Source organism: Nocardiopsis sp. JB363 (genome assembly GCF_900143625.1).
Lineage (GTDB): Bacteria > Actinomycetota > Actinomycetes > Streptosporangiales > Streptosporangiaceae > Nocardiopsis.
On record NZ_FRFF01000072.1, the window covers coordinates 101,177 to 122,834 of the forward strand.

Genomic DNA, 21,658 nt, shown 5'->3' on the forward strand with positions numbered 1-21,658 from the left:
GGTGACCCGCGGGTCAGTGACGGGCGAGGTCGGCGGCCCCCACGATGCCTGCGGCGCCGCCGAGTTCGGCCACCCGGACCTCGGCCAGGCGACGGCCCGGCCGGCCGGAGACGTGTCGGGCGAAGGAGGCCCGGACCGGGTCGAGGAGGATGTCGCCCGCGTCCGAGACACCTCCGCCCAGGACGAAGCACTCGGGGTCGAGGATGGCGGCCAGGTCGGCCAGGCCGAGCCCCGCCCACTCCCCCACGATCCGGAAGCACTCCAAGGCGGCGGCGTCGCCCTCCAACGCGGCCTGGGTGATGCACTCACCGCCGATGCCGTCCACGGTCCCGCCCGCGATGTCGAGCATGCGCTCGGCTCGTACGGGGTCGGTGCGGGCCAGGTCCTGGCCTTCGGCGACCAGGGCGCGACCGCTGGCGTACTGCTCCCAGCAACCGTGGTTGCCGCAGGCGCAGCGACGTCCGTGCGGGACCATCCGGTAGTGGCCCACCTCCGCCGCCACCCCGAAGCGACCGCGGTGCAGTTCACCGCCGAGGACGAGACCGCCCCCGATCCCCGTGCCCAGGGTGACGCAGACGATGTGGTCGCTGCCGCGGCCCGCACCGAAACGGGACTCGGCCCACGCGGCGGCGTTGGCGTCGTTCTCGATGACCACGGGAAGTTCGACCCGTTGTTGGACGCGCTCCTTGAGGGGTTCGTCGCGCAGCCCCAGGTTGACGGCGACCTGGACGGTGGAGCGGTCCTCGTCGACGAAGCCCGCCACCCCCACTCCGACCGCCTCGATGGGCGTGTCCGGGATGCGACCGCGCAGCTCCTCCACCGCCTTGGCGACGGTGTCGGCGAGCTGACCGGGATCGTTGGCGGGGGTCGGGTACTTGACCTTGTCCAGGATCTGCCCGTCGTGGTCGACGACACCGGCGGCGACCTTGGTTCCACCGATGTCTACGCCGATGGTCGGCATGGGGGCGGCTCCTTCACACTTTCGCCTAAAACCTGACATAAGTAGCGGGCTTGATGTCATCAGGTTTTCAAATGGTGCAAACCACTCGATTAAACCAGGCTCTCGACGCCGCGAACACCCCGGTGACGACTACTCCTCACCCCGCCCCTCACCTCGGCTCACGCCCTCCTCGACGGCGGAGGGTTCGTCGGTGGAGGACTCACGTCGCATCCGCGCGTCGCGCTCACGGTCGGTACGCTCGCGCTCCTCCCTCTCCGCGCGAGCACGATCGGCCTCCACGCGTCCCTGTTCCAGGCCGCGCTCGACCACGCCCCAGGTACGCCCCAGGGCGTCGGCCAGGGACAAGCCGGCGCGACCCAGGTGCCCGGCGACCTCCGGGGCGCTCTTGCGAACGATGTCGGCGAGCTCCTCCAGCGGAGGACGCTCCTGTTCGGTCTCCATCCGGATGGCCTCCTCCCACACGTCGCCCTTGGGCGGCGGATTGGTGACCGCGCTCACACCGCGCCGCACCCCCGCCGCCAGCAGTTTGCGCTGGAGCGTGCCGACCAGCCGTAGGGCGTCGTCGATGGGATCGGGGTCCTCGTTGCGGGAGCCGTTCCGTCCGCCGTTGTTCTCGGTCATCTCTGGCGAGCCTCCTGTCGTCCGTGGCATCACGTTAACCGCAGAACGAAGGGGCGGGCGGGCCACTCAGGGCAGGTTCAGGGGAGAGCCAGGGATGACTCGGGGCCCCTACCGCGTTGAGAGGATCGAAGAGGGTACCCGCCGGAGGAGACCACGGTCACCCCAGCCGGCGTAAAGAACTCATATGTAACAGGATGTACACGAAGGCACCGGCAGGCGATAGTCTCGGCTCCGCGCGAGGAGCAACCCCGACAACCCGTCTGACCTGCACATTCCGCAGATGGGATCCGGAAGAGACCCCCGCGCGTGAACCGGCACGGGAAAAGTCCGGACAGGCGGCTTGAACAGCGCTTTCGCCTGACCCCTCCCATCAAGCCCGGATCACCGTTGGATACCGAACGACAACCCTTCCTACTCACGAGTAGGGTCCTGTTGTTACGGTCGTCACGTCCCCATCCACCACACCCGTACACGCCCAGGAGCACCACGTGCGCGAATACAGCTCTCCCGCGAATGCTGAGATCTCCGATGAGGCGCGGCTGACCGACACGCTCTTTGCGCGCGCGGTCGCCGAGCCGAACGCCGTCGCCGCCCGTCGCCAGGAGCAGGCCGGAGCCGGCCAGTGGCGCGACGTGACCGTCGAGCAGCTGCACGGTGACATCGTCGGATACGCCAAGGGCCTCGTCGGCGCGGGCATCGGGCAGGGCGACCGCGTCGCCGTCATGTCGCGCACCCGCTACGAGTGGACGGCCGTCGACTACGCCATCTGGGCGATCGGCGCCGTCACCGTCCCGATCTACGAGACCTCCTCCGCCGAGCAGATCCAGTGGATCCTCTCCGACTCCGCCGCCAAGGCCGTCTTCGTGGAGACCGACGCCCACGCCGAGCGCATCGGGTCCGTCAAGGGCGAGGCCCCCGAGCTCGCCAACGTCTGGAAGTTCGACGGCGACGACCTGGAGACCCTGCGCGCCTCCGGCGCCGAGATCACCGACGAGGACCTGGAGAAGCGACGTACCGCGGTCAAGGCCGATGACGTCGCCACCCTCATCTACACCTCCGGCACCACCGGCCGCCCCAAGGGCTGCCAGCTGACGCACCGCAACTTCCTCTTCATCGCCCACTCGGCGCTGGAGGGTCCGGCCAAACCCATCATCAAGGAGCACGAGGGCACCCCCTCCACCCTGCTCTTCCTCCCCCTGGCGCACGTCTTCGCGCGTTTCGTCCAGGTCATGGTCATCGAGGGCAAGGCCGTCCTGGGCCACTACCCCAGCACCGGCCCGGACCTGATCGACGAGTTCTCCGTATTCAAGCCCACCTTCCTCCTCGCGGTCCCCCGCGTGTTCGAGAAGGTCTTCACCAAGGCGCAGCAGAAGGCCGAGTCCGAGGGCAAGGGCAAGATCTTCAACATCGCCGCCGACACCGCGATCGACTACAGCAAGGCGCTGGGCAAGGGCAGCGTGCCGTTCACGCTCAAGCTCAAGCACAGCGTGTTCAAGAAGCTGGTCTACAGCAAGCTGATGGACCGTCTCGGCAACGAGGCCAAGTACGCGGTCTCCGGTGGTTCCGCCCTGGGCGCGCGCCTGGGTCATTTCTTCCGCGGCGCCGGCCTGACCATCGTCGAGGGCTACGGCCTCACCGAGACCACCGCCCCGACGTCGGTCAACAGCCCCGGTTTCAACAAGATCGGCACCGTCGGCCAGCCGTTGCCGGGCACCACCATCCGCATCGCCGACGACGGCGAGGTCCTGCTCAAGGGCGACCACATCATGGTCGGCTACTGGCAGAACGAGAAGGCCACCGCCGAGGCCTTCGAGGACGGCTTCTACCGCACCGGCGACCTGGGTTCCCTGGACGACGACGGGTTCCTGAGCATCACCGGCCGCAAGAAGGAGATCATCGTCACCGCGGGCGGCAAGAACGTCGCCCCGGCCGTCCTCGAAGACCGGATTCGCGCCCACGCCCTGGTCAGCCAGTGCATGGTCGTCGGCGACAACCGCAAGTTCATCGCGGCTCTGGTCACGATCGACCCCGAGTCCTTCCAGCTCTGGAAGGAGCAGAAGAACAAGAGCGGTGAGATCGCGGACCTGACCGAGGACGCCGACCTCAACGCGGCGATCCAGGAAGCCGTCGACGACGCCAACAAGGCCGTCTCCAAGGCCGAGGGCATCAAGAAGTTCAAGATCCTGCCGCACGACTTCACCGAGGAGGGCGGCCAGATGACCGCTTCCCTGAAGGTCAAGCGCCACGTGGTCTCCAAGCATTGGAGCAAGGAGATCGACGACATCTACGCGGGCTGATCACCGCGGAAGGTCCGAGGGATCTTCGAGAGGGGGTCGGCGCCCATCCGGGCGCAGGCCCCCTTCGTCGTACTCGGGGCGCCCAGGGGGGCCCAGAAGGGCCGCGGGGCGTGGACCCGACCCTCGGGTGGTGCCGGCGGGATTCGGGGCCGCAGCGAGCGGTACAGCGCCTCGCAGGCTCGGAGCGAAGGGGCCGGGAACCAGGGGGAAACGCGAGGGACCCGGCCGCGCTCGGCGGCCGGGTCCCTCGTCTGTTCGGGGCGTGCCCCGATGGACTCTAGTGGTCCTTGTCCTCGGCTCCATGGTGCAGGTGGTGCCCGGTGTGGGCCTCCACCCCCTCGAAGGAGACGTTGTCCTTCGTGTACCAGTGGGCCAGGGCGCGGCGGAACTTGCCCATGCCCTTGCGGGCGTTGGGGTTCTCCACACCCTTGTCGTCGGTCTCGGGCTCCTCCAGCGCGGTGGAGGTGATGACCGGCTTGCTCTCCAGCACGTGAGTGGTCTCGTCCGAGTTCTCCTTGTGGACCTCGATGAACTCACCGCTGGGCAGCTGCTGGATGATGCCGCTCTCGTAACCGTGCTCCAGGCTCTCCCGGTCACGGCGCTGCAGACCCAGGCAGATCCGCTTGGCGACGAAGTAGCCCACGACCGGACCCACGAAGATCAGTACACGGAAGATGTACGTGGTCAGGTACAGGTCGATCGAGAACGTCTCCGACAGGATGTCGTTCGAACCGGCGAGCCAGAGCACACCGTAGAAGACGATGCCGCCGACGCCCAGAGCCGTACGGGTCGGGGCGTTGCGCGGACGGTCGGCGACGTTGTGGGCGCGCTTGTCACCGGTGATCCACTGTTCGACGAACGGCCAGGCCCCGAGCGCACCGAAGAGCAGACCCATGACACCCAGGCCCGGAATCAGGACCGCCGTGATGATGGGGTACCCGTTACCGATCGGGATCGTGAAGTCCAGCGAGTTCGGGAAGATGCGCAGCGAACCCTCCATGAAGCCCATGTACCAGTCCGGCTGGAGACCGGAGGTGATGGACGTCGGTGTGAAGGGGCCGAACAGGTGGATCGGGTTGATCTGGACGAACGCGCTCAGACCGGCGATGACGGCGAAGGTGAAGAAGAAGAACCCACCCGCCTTGACCGCGAAGGCGGGGAACATGGGTGTTCCGACCACCTTCTTGTCTGTTCGTCCTTGCCCTGGATACTGCGTGTGCTTCTGGTGCCACAGGATCATGAAGTGCGCCACGATGAGCGCCAGCAGGATCGCCGGGAGCAGCAGCACGTGCAGCATGTACAGACGCGTGATGATGTCCTCGCCGGGGAACTCCCCGCCGAACAGGAACATCGAGATGTAGGAGCCCACCAACGGGATCGCCAGCATCACGCCCTGGAGGATGCGGACACCCATGCCCGAGGGCAGGTCGTCCGGCAGCGAGTAGCCGAAGAGGCCCTCGACCATGGCCAGGGAGAAGATGGCGACACCGATGAGCCAGTTGATCTCACGCGGCTTGCGGAACGCACCGGTGAAGAACACACGGAGCATGTGCACCACCAGCGAGGCCACGAAGATCAGCGCGGCCCAGTGGTGGATCTGACGAACGAGGAACCCGCCCCGGACATCGAAGTCGATGTGCAGGGTCGAGGCGAACGCCTCACTCATGGGAACGCCCTGGAGGCGCTCGTAGGAGCCGTCGTAGACGACCTCCAGCATGCTCGGCTTGAACCACAGCGTGAGGAACACGCCGGTCACGAGCAGGATGATGAACGAGTACAGCGCGATCTCACCCAGCATGAAAGACCAGTGGTTCGGGAAGACCTTGCGCAGGTTCTTCTCGCCGGTCTTGGCCAGGTGGAAGCGGTCGTCGATGAAGTTGCCGACGCCGCGCAGCGCCTTGGGTGCTTGCGTGGTCTTACTCATCGACTAGTCCTTGTATTCCCAGAACGTCGGCCCGGTCGGCTCGTTGAAGTCTCCTCGGGCGACGAGGTAACCCTCGTCGTCGACGCCGATGGGCAGCTGCGGCAGCGGCCGGTGCGCCGGGCCGAAGACGACCTTGGCGGCGTCGGTCGCGTCGAACGTGGACTGGTGGCACGGGCACAGGATCCTGTGCGTGGTGCGCTCGTAGAGCGCCGCGGGACAACCGACGTGGGTGCAGATCTTCGAGTAGGCCACGATGCCCTGGTGAGTCCAGTTCATGTGGGTCTCGTCGCTGCCCTCACGGACGGGGGTGTCCATACCGGGCTTCCAGTCGTCCTCCGGCACCTTGATGAGCAGGATGACGGACTTGGCCTGGTCGGTGAGGCTCATCCCGTGCGGGTACCCGTCGTCTTCCAGCGCCGGGAGCGCGGAGATCATCCCGTTCGGGTCGTTCTCCAGGTCCTCGGCCCTGAGGTGACGGTGGGTCCCCTCGACGAACATGCGCATGCCGTCGACCCAGCGGGTCTCCTTCATCTGGTCACCGGGCATCGGCCCGGTGTCGCGCAGGAGCACGATCGGGGCCAGACCCAGCGGCAGCATGGCCAGGATGAGCGTACGGCGCATCAGCGGACGCTTGGTGAAGCCGCTCTCGTCGGCGCTCTTCATGAAGAACTCGCTGAAGGAGCTCTTCTCCTCCTCACTGGAGGGAAGGTCGTCGTAGGGAGAGGCCACCTCGTAGTGGGGCATCACGTTGCGCGCCCACACCGTCATACCGGCACCGATCGCGAACATGGCCAGGGTGAGCGTGCCACCCAGCAGCATGTTCGAGTACTGGCCGATCTGCGGGTCCGCGATCGCCGGCTCCCCCGCCGCGTTCGGCGGGAAGAGGAAGTAGGAGACCAAGAACCCGATACCGCCGAGGAAGGCGATGATGAACCAGACCGAGGCGAATTTCTCGCCACGGCGCTGCTGCTCCTCCGGACGCTTGTGGGTCTCCGAGGCCAGGTACGGCCCATTGTGCTCACTCTCGGAGTGAGCCGAGGTCTCGGTCACCACGTCGGTGGTGTCCGTCGGGGTGCCGACGACACGTTCGTCGGCACCGGCCTCGTTGTTGTCGTTGTTTTTCTCAGTCATGGGCACGCTGCTTCGCGGTGATCCAGATCGCGCAGGCGATGATCAGGGACAGACCGATGGTCCATCCGATGAATCCCTCCGCCACCTGGCCGACACGCTCCAAGTCGAAGATGCCGCCGGCGTTCGGTTCCGCCTGCAGCGTCTTCACATAGGAGATGAGCTCCTGCTTCTCCTCGGGGGTGATGACGCCGTCGCTGAACATCGGCATGGCGCCGGGTCCACTGACCATGGCCTCGTAGATCTCACGCGGAGTCGAGTCATGGAGCTCGGGGGCCCAACGGCCGTCGGTCAGGGCGCCGCCGCCACCGGACCAGCTGTGGCAGTGCGCGCAGTTGGTCAGGTAGAGCTTCATGCCCATGTCGACGTCGTCGGCGCCCTCGATGTAGGCGTCGTATTCGGCCTCGTACTCCTCGAGAGCGACCTCGTAGGACTCATCGTCCTCGAAGTCCGCGCGCTCGGGAGCGGCGTCCGGGACGTCATAGGGGATGTCGGCCCCCATGTCGTCGGTCCTGATCGACTCGTCGTAGTAGGCGATCAGGTCGGCCAGGTCCTGCTCGGACATGACCATGTCCTTGCGAGGCATCTGGGCCTCGGGGTTCATCGACGGCATACGGCCGGTGCTGACCTGGAAGTCGACAGAAGCCGACCCGACCTCACGGAGGTCGGGGCCGTTGGTCATCTCCCGGTTGCCGTCCTCGTCCGTGTAGGTGCCACTTCCGTCGTAGTTATGGCAGCTCGCACAGGTCTGGTCGAAGATGGCCTTGCCGTTGGCCGCGTCCACGTCCTCGGGGGACGGGGCCTCGGCCGAGAGCGTCTGCGCACGCGCCTCGTCCGAGGCGGGGGCCAGAGCGGCAAACCCCACCCCGAACAGGGCTAGCGCGAGGATGACGACGGCATACCCCGCCAGGGGATGCCGCCGCCGCGCGGTAATCCATTTCACGGTTTCCCCGTTTCGGGTCACTGGATGAAGTAGATGGTGAAGAACAAAGCGACCCAGACGACGTCGACGAAGTGCCAGTAGTAGGACACGACGATCGCACTTGTCGCCTGCTGGTGGGTGAAGCGCTTCGCGGCGTACGTGCGTCCCAACATGATGAGGAACGCGATCAGACCACCGATGACGTGGAGTCCGTGGAAGCCCGTGGTCAGGTAGAACATCGACCCGTAGGCGCTCGACTGAAGAGTCAGGCCCTCGTGGACGATGAGCTCGTAGTACTCATAAGCCTGTCCACAGATGAAGAACAGGCCCATGAAGAACGTGATGAAGAACCACATGCGCAGCTTCTTGACGTCGCCGCGCTCTGCGGCCCAAACGCCGAACTGCGCGGTGAAGCTGGAAGCCACCAGGACAATGGTGATCGTCGAGGCCCACGGCACGTTGAGGTGGACGTCCGCCCACTCGCCGAGCTCTGGGTTCCCGTTCGTCACCGATCGGATGGTGAAGTACATCGCGAACAGCGCGGCGAAGAACATGAGTTCGTTGGCCAGCCACACGATGGTGCCAACACTCACCAGGTCAGGACGCTTTGCCGCACCATGCGCTGATGCGGTTGCTGTTTTTGAGTTCGCGGTTGCTGTCGCCACGGGAGCATTATTACGGCATCCCGCGAAGACCCGTACTCGACCCCCCGTAAGGCGACGGATCAGCCCCGGGATCGACCGTCCTCCGGAGCTCGGGTGACGCCGCCAGCGTGACTCGGGCGTTACTGTAGCCGCCCTGCCGGTGATTCGGGGCATGCCACGCGCTCACATGCGAGAAGTAGCGCGAACCTGCGTGGCTGGGGCGTTCCGCGACGTTCAATACCCTTCCGAAAGCTCCCCGAACCCCTCAAAAGCAACGGCCGGATACCAAAAGAATCACCTTTGGACAACGCCGCGCCGGGGTGCCCGGAACGAAGGCCCCCGAGGTCCTGGCATCCTATGGTGTCCAAGGTCTCAACGCCCCCTCGCCCACCCACCCTCATCCGGGCCGGGCGCACGTGAGGCAATAGAGTCGAGTCGAACAGTCAACGAACGCCACGGTCGCACCCCCCTTGGCGGCGACCGAGGACTGACGCGATGGGACGGTTGCGCGATGAGCGGTACGGACACGGACGCCAGGATGCGCGTGCTGGTCTACAGCGACAAGGCCGACACCCGTGAGCAGGTGCGGATGGCCATCGGCCGCCGGCCCGCCACCGATGTCCCCAAGGTCGAGTTCGTCGAGTGCGCCACGGCGCCCGGCGTCCTGCGCAAGCTGGAGTCCAAGGACCCCGCCGAGCGCATCGATGTGGCCATCTTCGACGGTGAGGCCGCGCCCACCGGCGGAATGGGCCTGTGCCGCCAGGTCAAGGACGAGCTCTTCCGCTGCCCGCCGGTCCTGCTCCTGGTGGGCAGGCGGGACGACCGCTGGCTGGCGACCTGGTCGCAGGCCGACCAGGTGGTGAGTCACCCCATCGACCCGGTCGCACTCGCCGAGGCACTGGCCGAGCTCATGCGCCGGCGCGCGGTCGCGCTCACGGGATGACACGGGTGGGGCGTGACGCACACGGCCGGCTGACGGCCGAGAAGGACAACGGCGAGAGGGACCTGCGCCGTCGACTCGTGATGGGCGGGGCGCTCAACCACGGCGCGGACATCGGGCGATGGCGCGGCCGCGCCGACATTGCTCTCCTCCTCGTCCAGGGACGCTGAACGGGGCGGGCGCACCCGTGTGCCCGCCTTCCGGCGCCCCTCCCCTTTTCCACGTCCTTCAGCCAGGAGTCCCACATGAACGTCCCCGCTTCCTCGGCCGCCCCGGCCGAGAACAACGCGCTCGATACCAACGCCCAGGAGACCTCCGCCGTCCTGGAGCGGACCTGGTCCAACCTCATCACCGCCCTGCTGGGCGGGGTCTCCCTCAGTGCGGCCGACACCGAGTGGGCGATGAACGAGATCATGTCGGGTTCGGCCACCGACGCCCAGGTCGCCGGGTTCGCGATCGCCCTGCGCGCCAAGGGCGAGGGGGTGTCCGAGGTGACCGGTCTGGCCCAGGGCATGCTGGAGCACGCGGTGCGCATCGAGGTGCCCGGCCCCACCCTCGACATCGTCGGGACCGGTGGCGACCGCGCGCACACCGTGAACGTGTCCACCATGGCGGCGATCGTGTCCTCGGCCGCGGGCGCCCGGGTGGTCAAGCACGGCAACCGTGCGGCGTCCTCCTCGTGCGGTACGGCCGACGTGCTGGAGCGGCTCGGCGTGGTCCTGGACCTGCCGCCGGAGCTGACCGTGCGGCTGGCCGAGGAGGCCGGAATCTCCTTCTGCTTCGCTCCGCTGTTCCACCCGTCGTTGCGGTACGCGGCCAAGCCGCGCCGTGAGCTGGCGGTGCCGACCGTGTTCAACTTCCTGGGTCCGCTGACCAACCCGGCACAGCCCACCACCTCGGCCATCGGCGTGTTCGACGAGCGCATGTGCGAGGTGATCGCGGGGGTGTTCGCCCGCCGTGGTTCCTCGGCCCTGGTGTTCCGAGGCGACGACGGCCTGGACGAGCTGACCACGGCCACCACCTCCACCGTGTGGGTCGTCCGCGACGGTGAGGCGCGCCGTGAGCGGCTGGATCCGGCGGACCTGGGCATCGAGCGTTCGGCGCCCGACGCCCTGCGCGGCGGCGACGTGGAGTTCAACGCCCAGGCCGTGCGCGACATGGTGGCGGGTCGGACCGGCCCGGTGCGCGACGCGGTGCTGCTCAACGCCGGGGCCGCGCTGGCGGCGGTCGACGGTGTCGAGGGCGATCTGACCGCGGCCGTGCGCGCCGGCCACGAGCGGGCCGCCGCGGCGATCGACAGCGGCGCGGCCCAGCGACTGTTGGAGACCTGGGTGCGCACCAGCCAGGAGCTGGCCGAGAGCGTCTGAGGCGCTCTGAGGGGCCTTCGAGGACGACGAGGGGCGCGGTGGATCCCGATCCACCGCGCCCCTCACGCGTTCACGTGCCCGGCCGGGTCTACCAGCCGATGGCGAAGGCCGACTCCAGATCGTGCTTGGAGTAGGTCTGGAAGGAGATGTGGGTGTCGGAGGAGGTCACGCCGGGCACCTTGTTGACCCGTCCCGGGATCACGTCGGCCAGGTCCTCGTGGCGCCGGACCCGCACCATGGCGATGAGGTCGACACCACCGGTCACGGAGTAGACCTCGCTGACGCCGTCGATGTCGGCGATGGCCTCGGCGACCTCGGGGATGCGGTGGACGTCGGCCTTGATCATGACGATCGCGGTGATCACTGTGCCTCCTGGGCGTTGGTGAAGCGGGAGCGGGACTGTGTTCGTCTCGGGCCTTCCGCTTCGCTACGGCCCGTGTTCGACGCCCATGATGGAAGGGCCCCGGCTAGTACACGTCCGATAGGCGTGTTCCGGAGCGCCATCGCAGTCGGTAGACCACCAGTCCCGCGATCACCCCCGCGACGAAGCCGTAGACGTGTGCCGCGTAGGCCACGCTGGATCCGCCGCCCGGGGCGGTCGAGGATGTGACGTAGAGAAGATACTGAAGCGCGAAGTAGCTGCCCACCACGGCCCATCCGGGCAGACGCATCGGGATCACCCCGAACACCAGGGTGGTGACCCGGCTGCGGAACTGGACCACGAGGTAGGCGCCGAGCACCCCGGAGATGGCCCCGGAGGCACCGATCATGGGGATGCCGCCGTCCTGGTCGACCAGCGCGTGCCCGAACGCGGCCACCACCCCGGTGGCCAGGTACAGCAGCAGGAAGCGGACCTTGCCGAGCCGGTCCTCCACGACGGGGCCGAACACGAACAGGTACACCATGTTGCCGAGCAGGTGGGCCGAGCCGCCGTGCAGGAACATCGAGCTGAGCACCGAGAACCAGACGACCTTGCCGTCGATGGGTCCGCACTCGGGGGTCAGCGGTTCGGCCAGGTCGACCCGGCCGAGCATCTCGTCGGGGATGGCGCCCCAGCGCATGAAGTAGCCGTCGATCGAGCACACGCGTTCGAGCAGGTCGACGGGGTACCAGACGGCGGTGGCGGCCTGCGGCGAGAGCAGGTAGACGAGGACGTTGACCGCGATCAGGCCGTAGGCCACGACCGGGGCGCGGCGGACGGGGTGATCGTCATTGAGCGGAAGCGCGGCCATGGGCCCAGTGTGTCATCCGGGTGTGCGCTTCGGCGCCCCGCAACGGGCATGTCCACTCTCCTTCGACCTCGACCAGGCGCGTTCCGGGCGCGACCAGCCAGTCCAGGATCAGTTCGGTCTCCCCCGCGGTGGCGTGGGGGACCGGCCCGTATCCGGATGGGACGCGTTCGGCGGTGGCGACCAGGGAGGCGAGGAAGGCGGTCGGGTGGGTGCCCGGGGTGAGGACCGCGCTCGCGGCCAGGCGCCCGTGGCGGACCACGATCGTCTCCCACCCGGTGGCTCCGGGGCGTGAGGCGACCAGGTGCGGCACCGCGGCGATGGCGGTGAGGCGCTGGGCCCGGCGGGCGCCGCGGACGAACGCCATGAGGCGGTCGCGCAGGCTCGCCGCCTCCTCGTAGCGAAGGTCCTCGGACAGTTCGCGGATGCGGCCGGTGAGGGCGTCGACGACCACGTCCGGATCGGTGGTCATGGCGGTACGGGCGGCCTCGGAGTGGACGGTGTAGGCGTCCAGGGTCTCGGTGCCGTCGCAGGGTGCTCCACAGCGGCCCAGTTGGGCGAGCACGCACCTGGGGACCACGCGTTCGGGCGGGGCGAAGGTGTGGGTGCACTGGCGTAGCGGCAGCGCGTGCAGCAGCGCCTCCTTGGCCTCCTCGGCCTCACGCTGGGAGTTGTAGGGGCCCAGGTAAGGGGCGCCGTCGTCGCGCACGGCCCGCACGATCGACAGGCGGGGGTAGACGTCGGTGGTGAGTTTGACCCAGCGGGCGTTCTCGGGGTTGCGGGAACGGCGGTTGAACGGCGGTTTGCGTTCGGCGATGATCCGCAGCTCGCGGACCGAGGCCTCCAGCTCGGTGGTGCAGACGATGGGGGTGACCGACACCACCAGACCGGCCATCTCCCGGATGCGGCGACGCGACTCGGCCGCGGTGAAGTAGGAGGCCACTCGTCGGCGCAGGTTGTTGCTCTTGCCGACGTACAGGCTGCGCCCCTGGGCGTCGGTGAACACGTACACGCCGGGGCGCTCCGGCAGGTCCTCGGCCAGATGACGCCGGGACCGTTGGGCGCGGGTGGCGGGTTTGGCGACCGCGCGCAGCTCCTCGACGCTGGTGACGCCCAGCGGGGTGAGGCGGTCGATGAGGCCGTTGAGCACGTCCACGGTGGCTCGGGCGTCGTCCAACGCACGGTGGTTGGGGGCGATGTGGGCCCCGAAGTAGGCGGCGAGCGTGCCCAACCGGTGGTTGCGGACCTGGGACGCGGAGAGCAGTGCCCTCGCCAGGCGCAGGGTGTCGACCACCGGCGGCGCGGGCCATTCCAGGCCCTCCCGTTCGCAGGCCGCCTTGAGGAAACCGGTGTCGAAGGGCGCGTTGTGGGCGACCAGCACGGTGTCGGGGTCCTCGTTCAAAAAGGCGAGCAGGTCCGGCAGGACCTCGCCGATCGTCGGGGCCGTGGCCACCATCGACTGGGTGATGCCGGTCAGCAGGGTGATGGCGGCCGGGACGAGCATCCCCGGGTCGACGAGGGTGGTGTACTCGGCGACGATCTCGCCACCACGGACCCGTACGGCCCCGATCTCGGTGATGCGGGACCTGGACGCGCTGGTTCCGGTGGTCTCCAGGTCGACCACCACGAAGGTGGCCCCGGCCACCGGGGTACCCAGGTCGTCGAGGCTGGTCTGCTCGCCATGAGGTGTCGCGGACTGTCGAACCACGCGGTCAGGTTAGTCGGGGGTGGGGACCGAACACGTCCGGGATGACGGTCGACCCGCCCGACATGGAAAGATGTCGGTGTGGGCCGTCGTGACGTCGAGTGACCGACGGGTCGAGCGACGGTGGCCACGAACACGCAACGACACCGAGGAGGAACCGTGGGGATCGCGATGCCGGGTGACGATGAGCGTTGGCGGTGCACCGGGTGCGGCAACCTCACGCGGTTCGACGTGACGCGCACCGTGCGTTCACAGGACTACGTGCACCAGGAACTGTCCGGCGCCGGTGCCGTGGAGGAGCGCACCGTCCTCGCGGAGACGATCGAACGGGTGAAGTGTCGTTGGTGCGGCGCCACCGACAGCGTGGAGATCGTCCCCCGTCCCGACGCCGAACGGTCGGTCCCCGACACTTCGGCGGAGAGCTCGACGGGTCGGGCATGAGCGCCGGCCCGGTGACGGGCGGCTCCGACGACGAGGACCACCCCGAGCGGGAGGACGGTGAGGAGCGTCTCATGCGCCCACTGCCCGAGCCGGTACGCGCTCGGGTCGTGGAGTACGGGTCCGACGTGTTGGGCGGCATGCGCCCGTCGGAGCTGCCACCCGTGCTGCGCAGGGTCGCCAGGTTCGAACCCCGTCGGCGCGCCCGGCTGGCGGGCCCGCAGATCGCCGCGCAGCTGGAGAACGATCCGGGGTTTCGTCGTCTGGTCGCCGCCCGCGTGGACCAGGTGTGGCCCGAGCTCGCCGAGGGCATGCGCGCGGGGATCGTTCCGCCCGCCGCCGACCCCGTGACGGTGGCGGCCTGCGCCTACCTGCTGCGTCCCGACGGATGGCCCGGGATGATCGAGGACGTCCACCTCGAACTGGACCGTCAGCACAGCGCCAAGGAGGTGGACGAGGCCGCCGAGGCCCTGGAGAACGTGCGCCGGGAGCTGGAGGAGGCCCGCCGCGTCCACCAGAGGGACCTGGAGCGCCAGCGCGCCACGATCGTCGAGCAGCGCACCGAGATCGCCGAGTTGCGCCGCAAGGTGCACCACGAGCGCCAACGCGCCAAGTCGGCGACCTCCGAGGCCGAACGGACCGTGACCGAGTTCCGGGACCGTCGCGGCGAGGCCGAGGGCCGGATGAACGGTCTGGAGCTGGAGAACCGTCGGCTGCGTTCCCGGTTGGCCGACGCCGAGGCTCAGGTGGAGAATTCCCGCAGGGCGGTACGCACCGGGCGCAACGCCGACGAGGCCCGGCTGCGGGTTCTGTTGGACGTGCTGGTGGACGCCTCGCACGGTCTGCGTCGCGAACTCGCGCTGCCCACCGGCCTGGACAGCCCCGCCGACCTGGTCGCCGAGGACCGTGAGGAGCAGCGTCGGGTGTCCCTGGGCGGGCTGCCCGACGACGACCCGGGCCTGTTGGAGCACCTGTTGACCGTTCCACGGGTGCACGTGCTGGTGGACGGCTACAACGTCACCAAGACCGGGTACGGGAACCTGCCGTTGGCCGATCAGCGCAACCGCCTGCTCGCTTCCTTGGAGGGGCTGGCGAGTCGGACCAAAGCGGAGATCACCTGTGTGTTCGACGGCGCGGACGTGGACACTCCCCCGGTGACGCCCAGCCGCCGGGTCCGGCTGTTGTTCAGCGCGCCCGGGGAGACCGCGGACGAGCTCATCGTCCGACTCGTGCGGGTCGAGCCCCCGGGTCGACCGATCGCCGTTGTGACATCCGACAAGGAGATCGTCCAAGCGGTTCGCGCCGTCGGTGCGCGCGCCGTCCCCTCCCTGATCTTCCTGCGAAGACTCGACTGAAGGCACCTCCATTGTGACAACGGTCACCACCATGCGTGGTGGTGACCGATGCCCGTTGTGGTTGAGCGGGAGAGACCTGTCCGCTAGGTTCGTCCCGAACGTGAGTGCTTCGTCGGGTAGAAGGCCACTCTTGTGCCACCCCACCCCCGACGAGGACCCGCACACTCATGTGGGCCCGCCCAAGACTCGGGTCGCCCCCCGTCTTTTTCCGTCTCCCAGTCACCCCTGCGGATTTCTCAGACACTCAAGGAGCGTGGACCGCCATGAAGAACTCCGGTGGTCGGCGTACTGCTCGCCGAATCGCTACGACCGGCCTCGGTGTGGTCGCCGCCGGCACCTTCATCGCCCCCGGCATCGCCCATGCGGAACCGACCCAGGACGAGGTCGAGGACCGCATCGAGGAACTGAACCAGGAGGCCTCGGAGGCCGTCGAGGCCTACAACCAGGCCAAGGAGGACTACGAGACGGCCGAGGCCGCCTACGACGAACTCGATGAACAGGTCGGGGACGAGCAGGACCGCTACGACGACCTGCGCGAGCAGGTCCAGCAGTTCGCCAACGCCACCTACCAGGGCGGCGAGCTCGACTCCACCACGAACATCCTCACCTCCGACGGCCCCGAGTCGCTGCTGGAACAGAACGCCGACCTGAACTACCTGTCGGACGCCCAGCAGACCCAGCTCGACGACTTCGGCGACTCCTCCGAGCGTCTCTTCGCGCTCAAGGACGAGGCCGAGAAGGCCCTCGACGACGCCGAGGAGACCTTGGAGGAGAGCGAGGAGTCCAAGGACGAGGTCGAGGCCGCCGTCGAGGAGCAGCAGGAGCTCCTGGCGCAGTTCCCCGACGCGGACAGCTCCACCGAGGGCGCCGACGACAGCGGTGGCCAGTCCCACGAGGGCAGCGGCGACTCCTCCTCCGCTCTGGACTTCGCCTACTCGAAGGTGGGTCTGCCCTACGTCTACGGCGGCACCGGCCCCAACGGCTACGACTGCTCCGGCCTGGTCCAGGCGGCCTGGCGTTCCGCCGGCGTGGACCTGCCGCGTACTACCTACGCCCAGGCCGAGCTCGGCACCCGCATCAACGACATGGGATCGCTCCAGCCGGGCGACATCATGTTCTTCTCCGGTCAGGCCCACAACGGCCTGTACGCCGGCAACAACCAGATGGTGCACGCGCCGCGCACCGGCCGCAACATCGAGGTCGTGGGGCTGGCCGCCTACTGGGGCGGTCAGTTCGAGTTCGGTGTGCGTCTGTAGCGCACCGAGGTTCCTCTTCGAGGCCGTCGTCCCCTCCGGGACGGCGGCCTTTCTCGTCGCACGGTGTCCGCCCAAGTCACGGCAAGTCAGGGGTTTCGGACAGACCATCTCTTGCTCCGGAACGTCACGAAACAGTTGAGAGGCACCCAAGGAATGCACTAATGTTCATCGCCGAGCGTGGTCGCTCCTCTTCACCGAACCCCGTCGGTGACGACCGCGTCCGGGTCGGGCACTCCCCGCAGCCTTTCGGTCGGCCTCTTCGACTCCGTCCCGCCCGGTGCACGCCCTCGTCCCCCGTCATTCGGGACGAGGGAAGAAAGGTGTTGCCAGTGTCTGCATACCGTGGCGCCCCCGGTCGCCGATCGGCCGTCATCGCCTCGATCTGCCTCGGGGCGTTCCTCACCCCCATGGCCGTGGCGCACGCCGAACCGACCGCCGACGAGGTACGCGAGGAGATCCAGAGCCTCGAAGAGGACTTCATCGAGCTCAACGCGGCCTACAACGACGCCAAGGAGGCGCACGAGGCCGCCGAGGAGAAGCTCGAAGAGCTGATCGGTGACATCGAGACCGCCGAAGAGACCATCGATGAGCTGAGCGGCGGGGTGCGCAGTCTGGCCAACATCGCCTACACCGGTGTCGACCCGACCTCGCCCACCCAGCTGATCGGCGCGGAGGGTCCCGAGGAGGCTCTGGAGCACCAGGCCGACCTCACGTACCTGTCCGATCAGCAGCAGGCCGGTCTGGACCAGTACGTCGACGAGCTCGACCACCTGGAGTCCCTGCGCGAGGAATCGGAGTCCACCGAGGAGAGCGCCGCCGACTCGATGGCCGAGGCCGAGGAGGCCACCGAGGAGGCCGAGGAGGCCATCGCCGAGCAGGAGGAACTGCTCGATGAACTCACCGCCGAGGAACAGGCCGCGGCCACCGAGAACGTCAGCAACGACACCGGCGGTGGCGGTGGCGGCGAGGGTGGGGGCGGTTCGAGCTACACCGGCCCGGCCACCGGCAACGCCCAGATCGCCCTGGACTTCGCCTATGCCCAGATCGGCAAGCCCTACGTCTGGGGCGGCACCGGGCCCGGCGGCTACGACTGCTCCGGTCTGACCCAGGCCGCTTGGTCCCAGGCGGGCGTCAACCTACCGCGCACCACCTACGACCAGGTCAACGCGGGCCAGCGGGTGTCCTGGGAGAACATGCAGCCCGGTGACCTGATGTTCTTCTACGGCGCCAGCCCCACCCACGTGGGTCTGTACGCGGGCGACAACGTGATGGTGCACGCCTCCACGTCCTCGCGCCCCATCGGCACGGTCACCCTCAACGACTACTACCGCTCCAGCTTCACCGCCGCCGTGCGGCCGTGACGCGTTGAGCCTCCGCTTCTCTCGGGCCCGTGGTGAACGCACCACGGGCCCGTTCGCGTTCGGTTTCCGACAGGAGTCCGGGACGAACTCCCCCTAGACTCACCAGGGTGTCGCGAACCCTGATCATCACCAACGACTTCCCACCCCGCGCGGGCGGCATCGAGTCCTACGTGCACGAGCTCGCCCTGCGCCGCCCGCCCGGGTCGGTCGTGGTCTACAGTTCCGCCCCCGACGCCGCCGACGAGGCGGCGGACCCCCACTTCGACCTCCGTCAACCCTTCCCGATCGTGCGTGACGCGGCCAAGGTGCTGCTGCCCACCCCACGGGTGCTGCGGCGGGCGCGGGTCATCGCCGAACTGGAGGACTGCGACTCGGTGCTCTACGGGGCCGCGGCCCCGCTGGGGCTGGCCGCCGCCCACCTGCGTCCCCTGCGCCAGGTCGCGCTGACCCACGGACACGAGACCGGGTGGACGGTTCTGCCGGGGGCCTCTTCCGCACTGCGTCGGATCGGCGACACCGTGGACACCGTCACCTACCTGGGCGAATACACGCGACGCCGGTTGTCACGCTCCCTGTCCCCCGCCGCCACCGCGCATATGCGCCGGTTGGCCCCGGGGGTGGACACCGACCGTTTCCGGCCCGATGCCGGAGGTGCGCGAGTACGCGAACGTCTGGGCCTGGGTGAACGCCCCGTGGTGGTGTGCGTGTCGCGCATGGTGCCGCGCAAGGGGCAGGACACCCTGATCCGGGCCTGGCCGCGGGTGTTGGCGGACGTTCCCGACGCGGTGCTGCTGTTGGTGGGCGACGGCCCCTACGCGTCCCGGCTGCGTTCGGTCGCCGCCGGCCTGGACTCGGTGCGCTTCACCGGCCCGGTCCGGGCCGAGGACCTGCCCGCCCACTACGACGCGGGCGACGTGTTCGCCATGCCGTGCCGGACCCGACGGGCGGGGCTGGACGTGGAGGGGCTGGGGATGGTCTACCTGGAGGCGTCGGCCACCGGACTGCCGGTCGTGGCGGGCGCCTCGGGCGGCGCCCCGGACGCGGTCCTGGAAGGCGAGACCGGGCACGTGGTGGACGGATCCTTGCCGGGGCCGGCCGCCCGGGCGATCATTCGGCTCTTGAAGGACCGCGACCGCGCCGCCCTGATGGGCGCACGCGGCCGCGAATGGGTTTCCCGGGAGTGGTCTTGGGATCGCACCCTGCATCGCCTTGACGGCCTCCTGAGAGGCGTGGAGGGGCCCTGAGGCGTTATCGGGGGCCTGAGCCCGGGGTGATTCCGGAGGCTCCCGGGGCTCTCCGCCCCTAAAGCCCTTCTCCGTGAACGTTGCCGGGGGTGCCCGAGCCGTCGGTGCTCTGGGGTTCACCGGTGACGCTCTGCTCCAGCCACTCCTCCCAGGAGCGCTGGTAGAAGCCCCAGCCGTTGTCCCACTCCAGTTCGCGATCGGTGCCGGTGGTCTCCAGGACGTCGCCCATCAGCGATTCGTCGTGGAACCAGCGCGCGTCCTCGACGGACATGTTGGTGCACCCGTTGGAGGTATCGGCGCTGCCGAGGTTGCCGGAGTTCCAGGGGGCGGCGTGGGAGAACTCGCCGCTGTTGGAGGTACGTACCGCCCAGTCGACGTCGAGCCGGTAGTGACCGGGCTCCCCCTCCTCGATTCCGACGGTCGCGGAGTCCATCACCAGGGACTCGTACTTCTCCATGGTGAGGTGGACGCCGGAGGTCGTGGTGTTGAAGCGTTCGTCGGCGGCACCGTTGCTCACCGGGATGGTGCGGGTGTCCTCACCGTCCACGACCACCTTCATCTCGTGGTCCGGGACGTGCATCGTGGAGATCATCTCCCGACCGACCTCGAACTCGATGCGGTGATCGCTCACCCCGAAGACACCGTCGGAGGCCTCCACCCCGGCCAGACGCAGATCGACCGCGACCTCCTGGTAGGGCTCCCAGTACTCCTCGGGCCGAAAGACCGCCATCTCGTCGGAGACCCAGTTCCAGGCCCCCTGCGTCTCCTCCTCGGCGACGACCTCGATGGAGTTCTCCACCTGCTCTTTATTGGTGACGGGCAGGTCGAAGTTGATGATCACGGGCATGCCCACGCCGACGGTCTGACCCGAGGTGGGGAAGTTGGAGGCCAGTTCGAGACGCTGCCCGTCCGTGGTGTCCCGCGTGGTGAACTCGGAGACGACCTCGGTCTCCTCACCGTCGTCGTCGGTGGCGGTCGCGGTGACCGTGATCGCCGACCCGGGGTGCAGGTTCCAGTCGGCCGTCCAGGCGTCCTCGGCCTCGTTGAGGGTGCCGGTGACCTCCAGGGTCGTGGGCTCCTCTTCCGTCTCCGGTTCGCCGTTGCCCGCCTCGGACGGGTCGACCTGGTCGACCCGGACGTCGGTGATGGTGCCGCCTTCGGCCGCGACCCGGACCGGGGTGTTGGGCGGGATCTCGGTGGCTCCGGGTTCGGGCGTGATGGTCACCTCGGGGCCGGGGGCCTCGGTGCCCTGTGCGCCTGGCTCCGGATCCGGCTCCTCCCCGGCGCTACAGGCGGTGAGCAGGACGAGCGCGGCCGTCGCCACGACCGCTCGTGAGTGGGCCCGTCGCTTCACACAGTCCTCCAACGTCCGTTCGGTCGGCGCACGAGAGCGTACGGCCAGGGCCGGAGCCTCTCCGCGCCCCTTCGAGCAACGGTAAGGCAAGAGCCCCGGTGCCCGGCACGTGGTCCTGAGGGACCCGTGTCCGGCCACCGGGGCGGTGACGCTCATATCTTACCCTGGGTGATTGCCCACTCTCGAAGGGCAATCACCCTTCGGGGTGATCTCAGTGCTGGAACTCTCCGCGGTAGTACTCGAAGACCCAGCCGATCGTGGTCAGGATGATGGCCATGAAACCGAGGATCAGCATCCACCAGCCGATCGCCATGCCGACCGCCGTGAAGGCGACGGCCAGCGCGACGAACATCGGCCACCAGCTGTGCGGGCTGAAGAACCCGTACTCGCCGGCGCTCTCGGAGATCTCACCGTCGAGGCGCTCCTCGGGCGGCAGCCCGTGGTGGTGCTCGCTACGGCGAGCCGCCTGCCAGAGCCAGAACCCGATCATCCAGCCGAAGCCGATGCCCACGACCAACATGGTGGAACCGGCCCACTCGACCTGGCCGGTCTCCAGGTAGGACCAGTAGATGTACAGGGCCCCGACCAGACCGAAGAAGGTCGCGATCCCCATGAACAGGTAGGCCTGCATCTTCATATGGGCCGCCTCCTACTTCTTCTCGGAACCGGCCGCGACGGCACCGGGAGCCGCGACGTGCGGGTGGTGCAGGTCGAAGGCCGGACGCTCGGAACGGATCCGCGGCAGCGACGTGAAGTTGTGTCGCGGCGGCGGGCAGGACGTGGCCCACTCCAGGGAACCGCCGTAACCCCACGGGTCGTCCACACCGACCATCGGCGCCTTCTTCGCGGTGATGTACATGTTCCAGAAGAAGATGAGTGTGGAGGCCGCGAGCACGAACGAGGAGATCGAGG

General features: G+C 68.4%; 20 protein-coding genes and 1 pseudogene. 9 read left to right on the top strand and 12 right to left on the bottom strand.

Features of this window, described 5'->3' with window-relative positions; translation table 11 throughout:
• Nucleotides 1–13: 13 nt before the first annotated feature.
• Nucleotides 14–961, bottom strand: coding sequence for an ROK family glucokinase (locus tag BQ8420_RS11245; protein WP_087098100.1), 948 nt, complete (start codon nt 959–961; stop codon nt 14–16).
• 129 nt (nt 962–1,090) lie between these two features.
• Nucleotides 1,091–1,582 carry a hypothetical protein gene (locus tag BQ8420_RS11250; RefSeq protein ID WP_087098102.1) on the bottom strand — a complete coding sequence of 164 codons (492 nt, stop codon included), beginning with the start codon at nt 1,580–1,582 and terminating at the stop codon, nt 1,091–1,093.
• A gap of 488 nt (nt 1,583–2,070) precedes the next feature.
• Here BQ8420_RS11250 and BQ8420_RS11255 point away from each other — a divergent pair, with 488 nt between their 5' ends.
• Nucleotides 2,071–3,879: a long-chain fatty acid--CoA ligase gene (locus BQ8420_RS11255; protein WP_087098104.1), complete on the top strand. Its 1,809-nt coding sequence runs from the start codon at nt 2,071–2,073 to the stop codon at nt 3,877–3,879.
• Nucleotides 3,880–4,156: 277 nt separating this feature from the next.
• On the opposite strand, the gene BQ8420_RS11260 is transcribed toward BQ8420_RS11255, so the two are convergent.
• From BQ8420_RS11260 to BQ8420_RS11275, 4 genes are all read right to left on the bottom strand, one after another.
• Complete coding sequence (locus tag BQ8420_RS11260) at nt 4,157–5,803, bottom strand: cytochrome bc complex cytochrome b subunit (RefSeq protein WP_087098106.1); 1,647 nt, start codon at nt 5,801–5,803, stop codon at nt 4,157–4,159.
• 3 nt (nt 5,804–5,806) lie between these two features.
• Nucleotides 5,807–6,934, bottom strand: coding sequence for a ubiquinol-cytochrome c reductase iron-sulfur subunit (locus BQ8420_RS11265; protein WP_087098108.1), 1,128 nt, complete (start codon nt 6,932–6,934; stop codon nt 5,807–5,809).
• A complete protein-coding gene (locus BQ8420_RS11270; RefSeq protein ID WP_087098148.1) occupies nt 6,927–7,796 on the bottom strand; it encodes a c-type cytochrome in 870 nt (289 codons plus the stop codon). The genes BQ8420_RS11265 and BQ8420_RS11270 overlap by 8 nt, the downstream gene beginning before the upstream one ends.
• 95 nt (nt 7,797–7,891) lie before the next feature.
• Nucleotides 7,892–8,446, bottom strand: coding sequence for a heme-copper oxidase subunit III (locus BQ8420_RS11275; protein ID WP_087098110.1), 555 nt, complete (start codon nt 8,444–8,446; stop codon nt 7,892–7,894).
• Between the two features lie 562 nt (nt 8,447–9,008).
• Between BQ8420_RS11275 and BQ8420_RS11280 the strand changes: the two genes are divergently transcribed.
• The 3 genes from BQ8420_RS11280 (at nt 9,009) to trpD (ending at nt 10,804) form a co-directional block, all read left to right on the top strand.
• Nucleotides 9,009–9,440, top strand: coding sequence for a hypothetical protein (locus tag BQ8420_RS11280; protein ID WP_087098112.1), 432 nt, complete (start codon nt 9,009–9,011; stop codon nt 9,438–9,440).
• Nucleotides 9,441–9,445: 5 nt separating this feature from the next.
• On the top strand, nt 9,446–9,607 hold the full coding sequence (locus tag BQ8420_RS31865; RefSeq protein ID WP_160049296.1) for a hypothetical protein: 162 nt from the start codon (nt 9,446–9,448) through the stop codon (nt 9,605–9,607).
• Nucleotides 9,608–9,682: 75 nt separating this feature from the next.
• Complete coding sequence (gene trpD, locus BQ8420_RS11285; protein ID WP_087098114.1) at nt 9,683–10,804, top strand: anthranilate phosphoribosyltransferase; 1,122 nt, start codon at nt 9,683–9,685, stop codon at nt 10,802–10,804.
• An 88-nt stretch (nt 10,805–10,892) separates the two neighbouring features.
• On the opposite strand, the gene BQ8420_RS11290 is transcribed toward trpD, so the two are convergent.
• The 3 genes from BQ8420_RS11290 to BQ8420_RS11300 form a co-directional block, all read right to left on the bottom strand.
• Nucleotides 10,893–11,168, bottom strand: a complete 276-nt coding sequence (locus tag BQ8420_RS11290; protein WP_067606568.1) for an Lrp/AsnC family transcriptional regulator — start codon at nt 11,166–11,168, stop codon at nt 10,893–10,895.
• A gap of 103 nt (nt 11,169–11,271) precedes the next feature.
• Nucleotides 11,272–12,036, bottom strand: a complete 765-nt coding sequence (locus BQ8420_RS11295; protein WP_087098116.1) for a rhomboid family intramembrane serine protease — start codon at nt 12,034–12,036, stop codon at nt 11,272–11,274.
• On the bottom strand, nt 12,014–13,741 hold the full coding sequence (locus BQ8420_RS11300) for a DEDD exonuclease domain-containing protein (protein ID WP_087098118.1): 1,728 nt from the start codon (nt 13,739–13,741) through the stop codon (nt 12,014–12,016). Before BQ8420_RS11300 ends, BQ8420_RS11295 begins: the two co-directional genes overlap by 23 nt.
• A gap of 156 nt (nt 13,742–13,897) precedes the next feature.
• Between BQ8420_RS11300 and BQ8420_RS11305 the strand changes: the two genes are divergently transcribed.
• The 5 genes from BQ8420_RS11305 to BQ8420_RS11325 all read left to right on the top strand — a co-directional run bounded on the left by BQ8420_RS11305 (nt 13,898) and on the right by BQ8420_RS11325 (nt 19,392).
• Nucleotides 13,898–14,179 carry a hypothetical protein gene (locus BQ8420_RS11305; RefSeq protein WP_087098120.1) on the top strand — a complete coding sequence of 94 codons (282 nt, stop codon included), beginning with the start codon at nt 13,898–13,900 and terminating at the stop codon, nt 14,177–14,179.
• Complete coding sequence (locus BQ8420_RS11310) at nt 14,176–15,531, top strand: NYN domain-containing protein (protein ID WP_087098122.1); 1,356 nt, start codon at nt 14,176–14,178, stop codon at nt 15,529–15,531. Before BQ8420_RS11305 ends, BQ8420_RS11310 begins: the two co-directional genes overlap by 4 nt.
• Nucleotides 15,532–15,794: 263 nt before the next feature.
• Nucleotides 15,795–16,787 carry a C40 family peptidase gene (locus BQ8420_RS11315; RefSeq protein WP_200815895.1) on the top strand — a complete coding sequence of 331 codons (993 nt, stop codon included), beginning with the start codon at nt 15,795–15,797 and terminating at the stop codon, nt 16,785–16,787.
• 329 nt (nt 16,788–17,116) lie between these two features.
• Nucleotides 17,117–18,148, top strand: coding sequence for a C40 family peptidase (locus BQ8420_RS11320; RefSeq protein WP_087098152.1), 1,032 nt, complete (start codon nt 17,117–17,119; stop codon nt 18,146–18,148).
• A gap of 107 nt (nt 18,149–18,255) precedes the next feature.
• The gene (locus tag BQ8420_RS11325; RefSeq protein ID WP_087098124.1) at nt 18,256–19,392 is read left to right on the top strand and encodes a glycosyltransferase family 4 protein; all 1,137 of its coding nucleotides are present in this window, start codon (nt 18,256–18,258) and stop codon (nt 19,390–19,392) included.
• A 58-nt stretch (nt 19,393–19,450) separates the two neighbouring features.
• Here the strand turns inward: BQ8420_RS11325 and BQ8420_RS11330 are convergent, their stop codons facing one another.
• The 3 genes and pseudogenes from BQ8420_RS11330 to BQ8420_RS11340 form a co-directional block, all read right to left on the bottom strand.
• On the bottom strand, nt 19,451–20,746 hold the full coding sequence (locus tag BQ8420_RS11330) for an Ig-like domain-containing protein (RefSeq protein ID WP_235006075.1): 1,296 nt from the start codon (nt 20,744–20,746) through the stop codon (nt 19,451–19,453).
• A 211-nt stretch (nt 20,747–20,957) separates the two neighbouring features.
• Nucleotides 20,958–21,383 (bottom strand): cytochrome c oxidase subunit 4, encoded by a 426-nt coding sequence (locus tag BQ8420_RS11335; RefSeq protein ID WP_087098128.1) that lies wholly within the window; start codon nt 21,381–21,383, stop codon nt 20,958–20,960.
• Between the two features lie 12 nt (nt 21,384–21,395).
• Nucleotides 21,396–21,658, bottom strand: a pseudogene (locus tag BQ8420_RS11340) (cytochrome ubiquinol oxidase subunit I); the annotation flags it as partial.

Excerpts from the sequence above, each read along its gene's own strand:
- BQ8420_RS11245 (WP_087098100.1), bottom strand. The coding sequence starts at position 961 with ATGCCGACCATCGGCGTAGACATCGGTGGAACCAAGGTCGCCGCCGGT.
- BQ8420_RS11310 (WP_087098122.1), top strand. The coding sequence starts at position 14,176 with ATGAGCGCCGGCCCGGTGACGGGCGGCTCCGACGACGAGGACCACCCC.
- BQ8420_RS11260 (WP_087098106.1), bottom strand. The coding sequence starts at position 5,803 with ATGAGTAAGACCACGCAAGCACCCAAGGCGCTGCGCGGCGTCGGCAAC.
- BQ8420_RS11295 (WP_087098116.1), bottom strand. The coding sequence starts at position 12,036 with ATGGCCGCGCTTCCGCTCAATGACGATCACCCCGTCCGCCGCGCCCCG.
- BQ8420_RS11335 (WP_087098128.1), bottom strand. The coding sequence starts at position 21,383 with ATGAAGATGCAGGCCTACCTGTTCATGGGGATCGCGACCTTCTTCGGT.
- trpD (WP_087098114.1), top strand. The coding sequence starts at position 9,683 with ATGAACGTCCCCGCTTCCTCGGCCGCCCCGGCCGAGAACAACGCGCTC.
- BQ8420_RS11250 (WP_087098102.1), bottom strand. The coding sequence starts at position 1,582 with ATGACCGAGAACAACGGCGGACGGAACGGCTCCCGCAACGAGGACCCC.
- BQ8420_RS11280 (WP_087098112.1), top strand. The coding sequence starts at position 9,009 with ATGAGCGGTACGGACACGGACGCCAGGATGCGCGTGCTGGTCTACAGC.
- BQ8420_RS11315 (WP_200815895.1), top strand. The coding sequence starts at position 15,795 with ATGAAGAACTCCGGTGGTCGGCGTACTGCTCGCCGAATCGCTACGACC.
- BQ8420_RS11265 (WP_087098108.1), bottom strand. The coding sequence starts at position 6,934 with ATGACTGAGAAAAACAACGACAACAACGAGGCCGGTGCCGACGAACGT.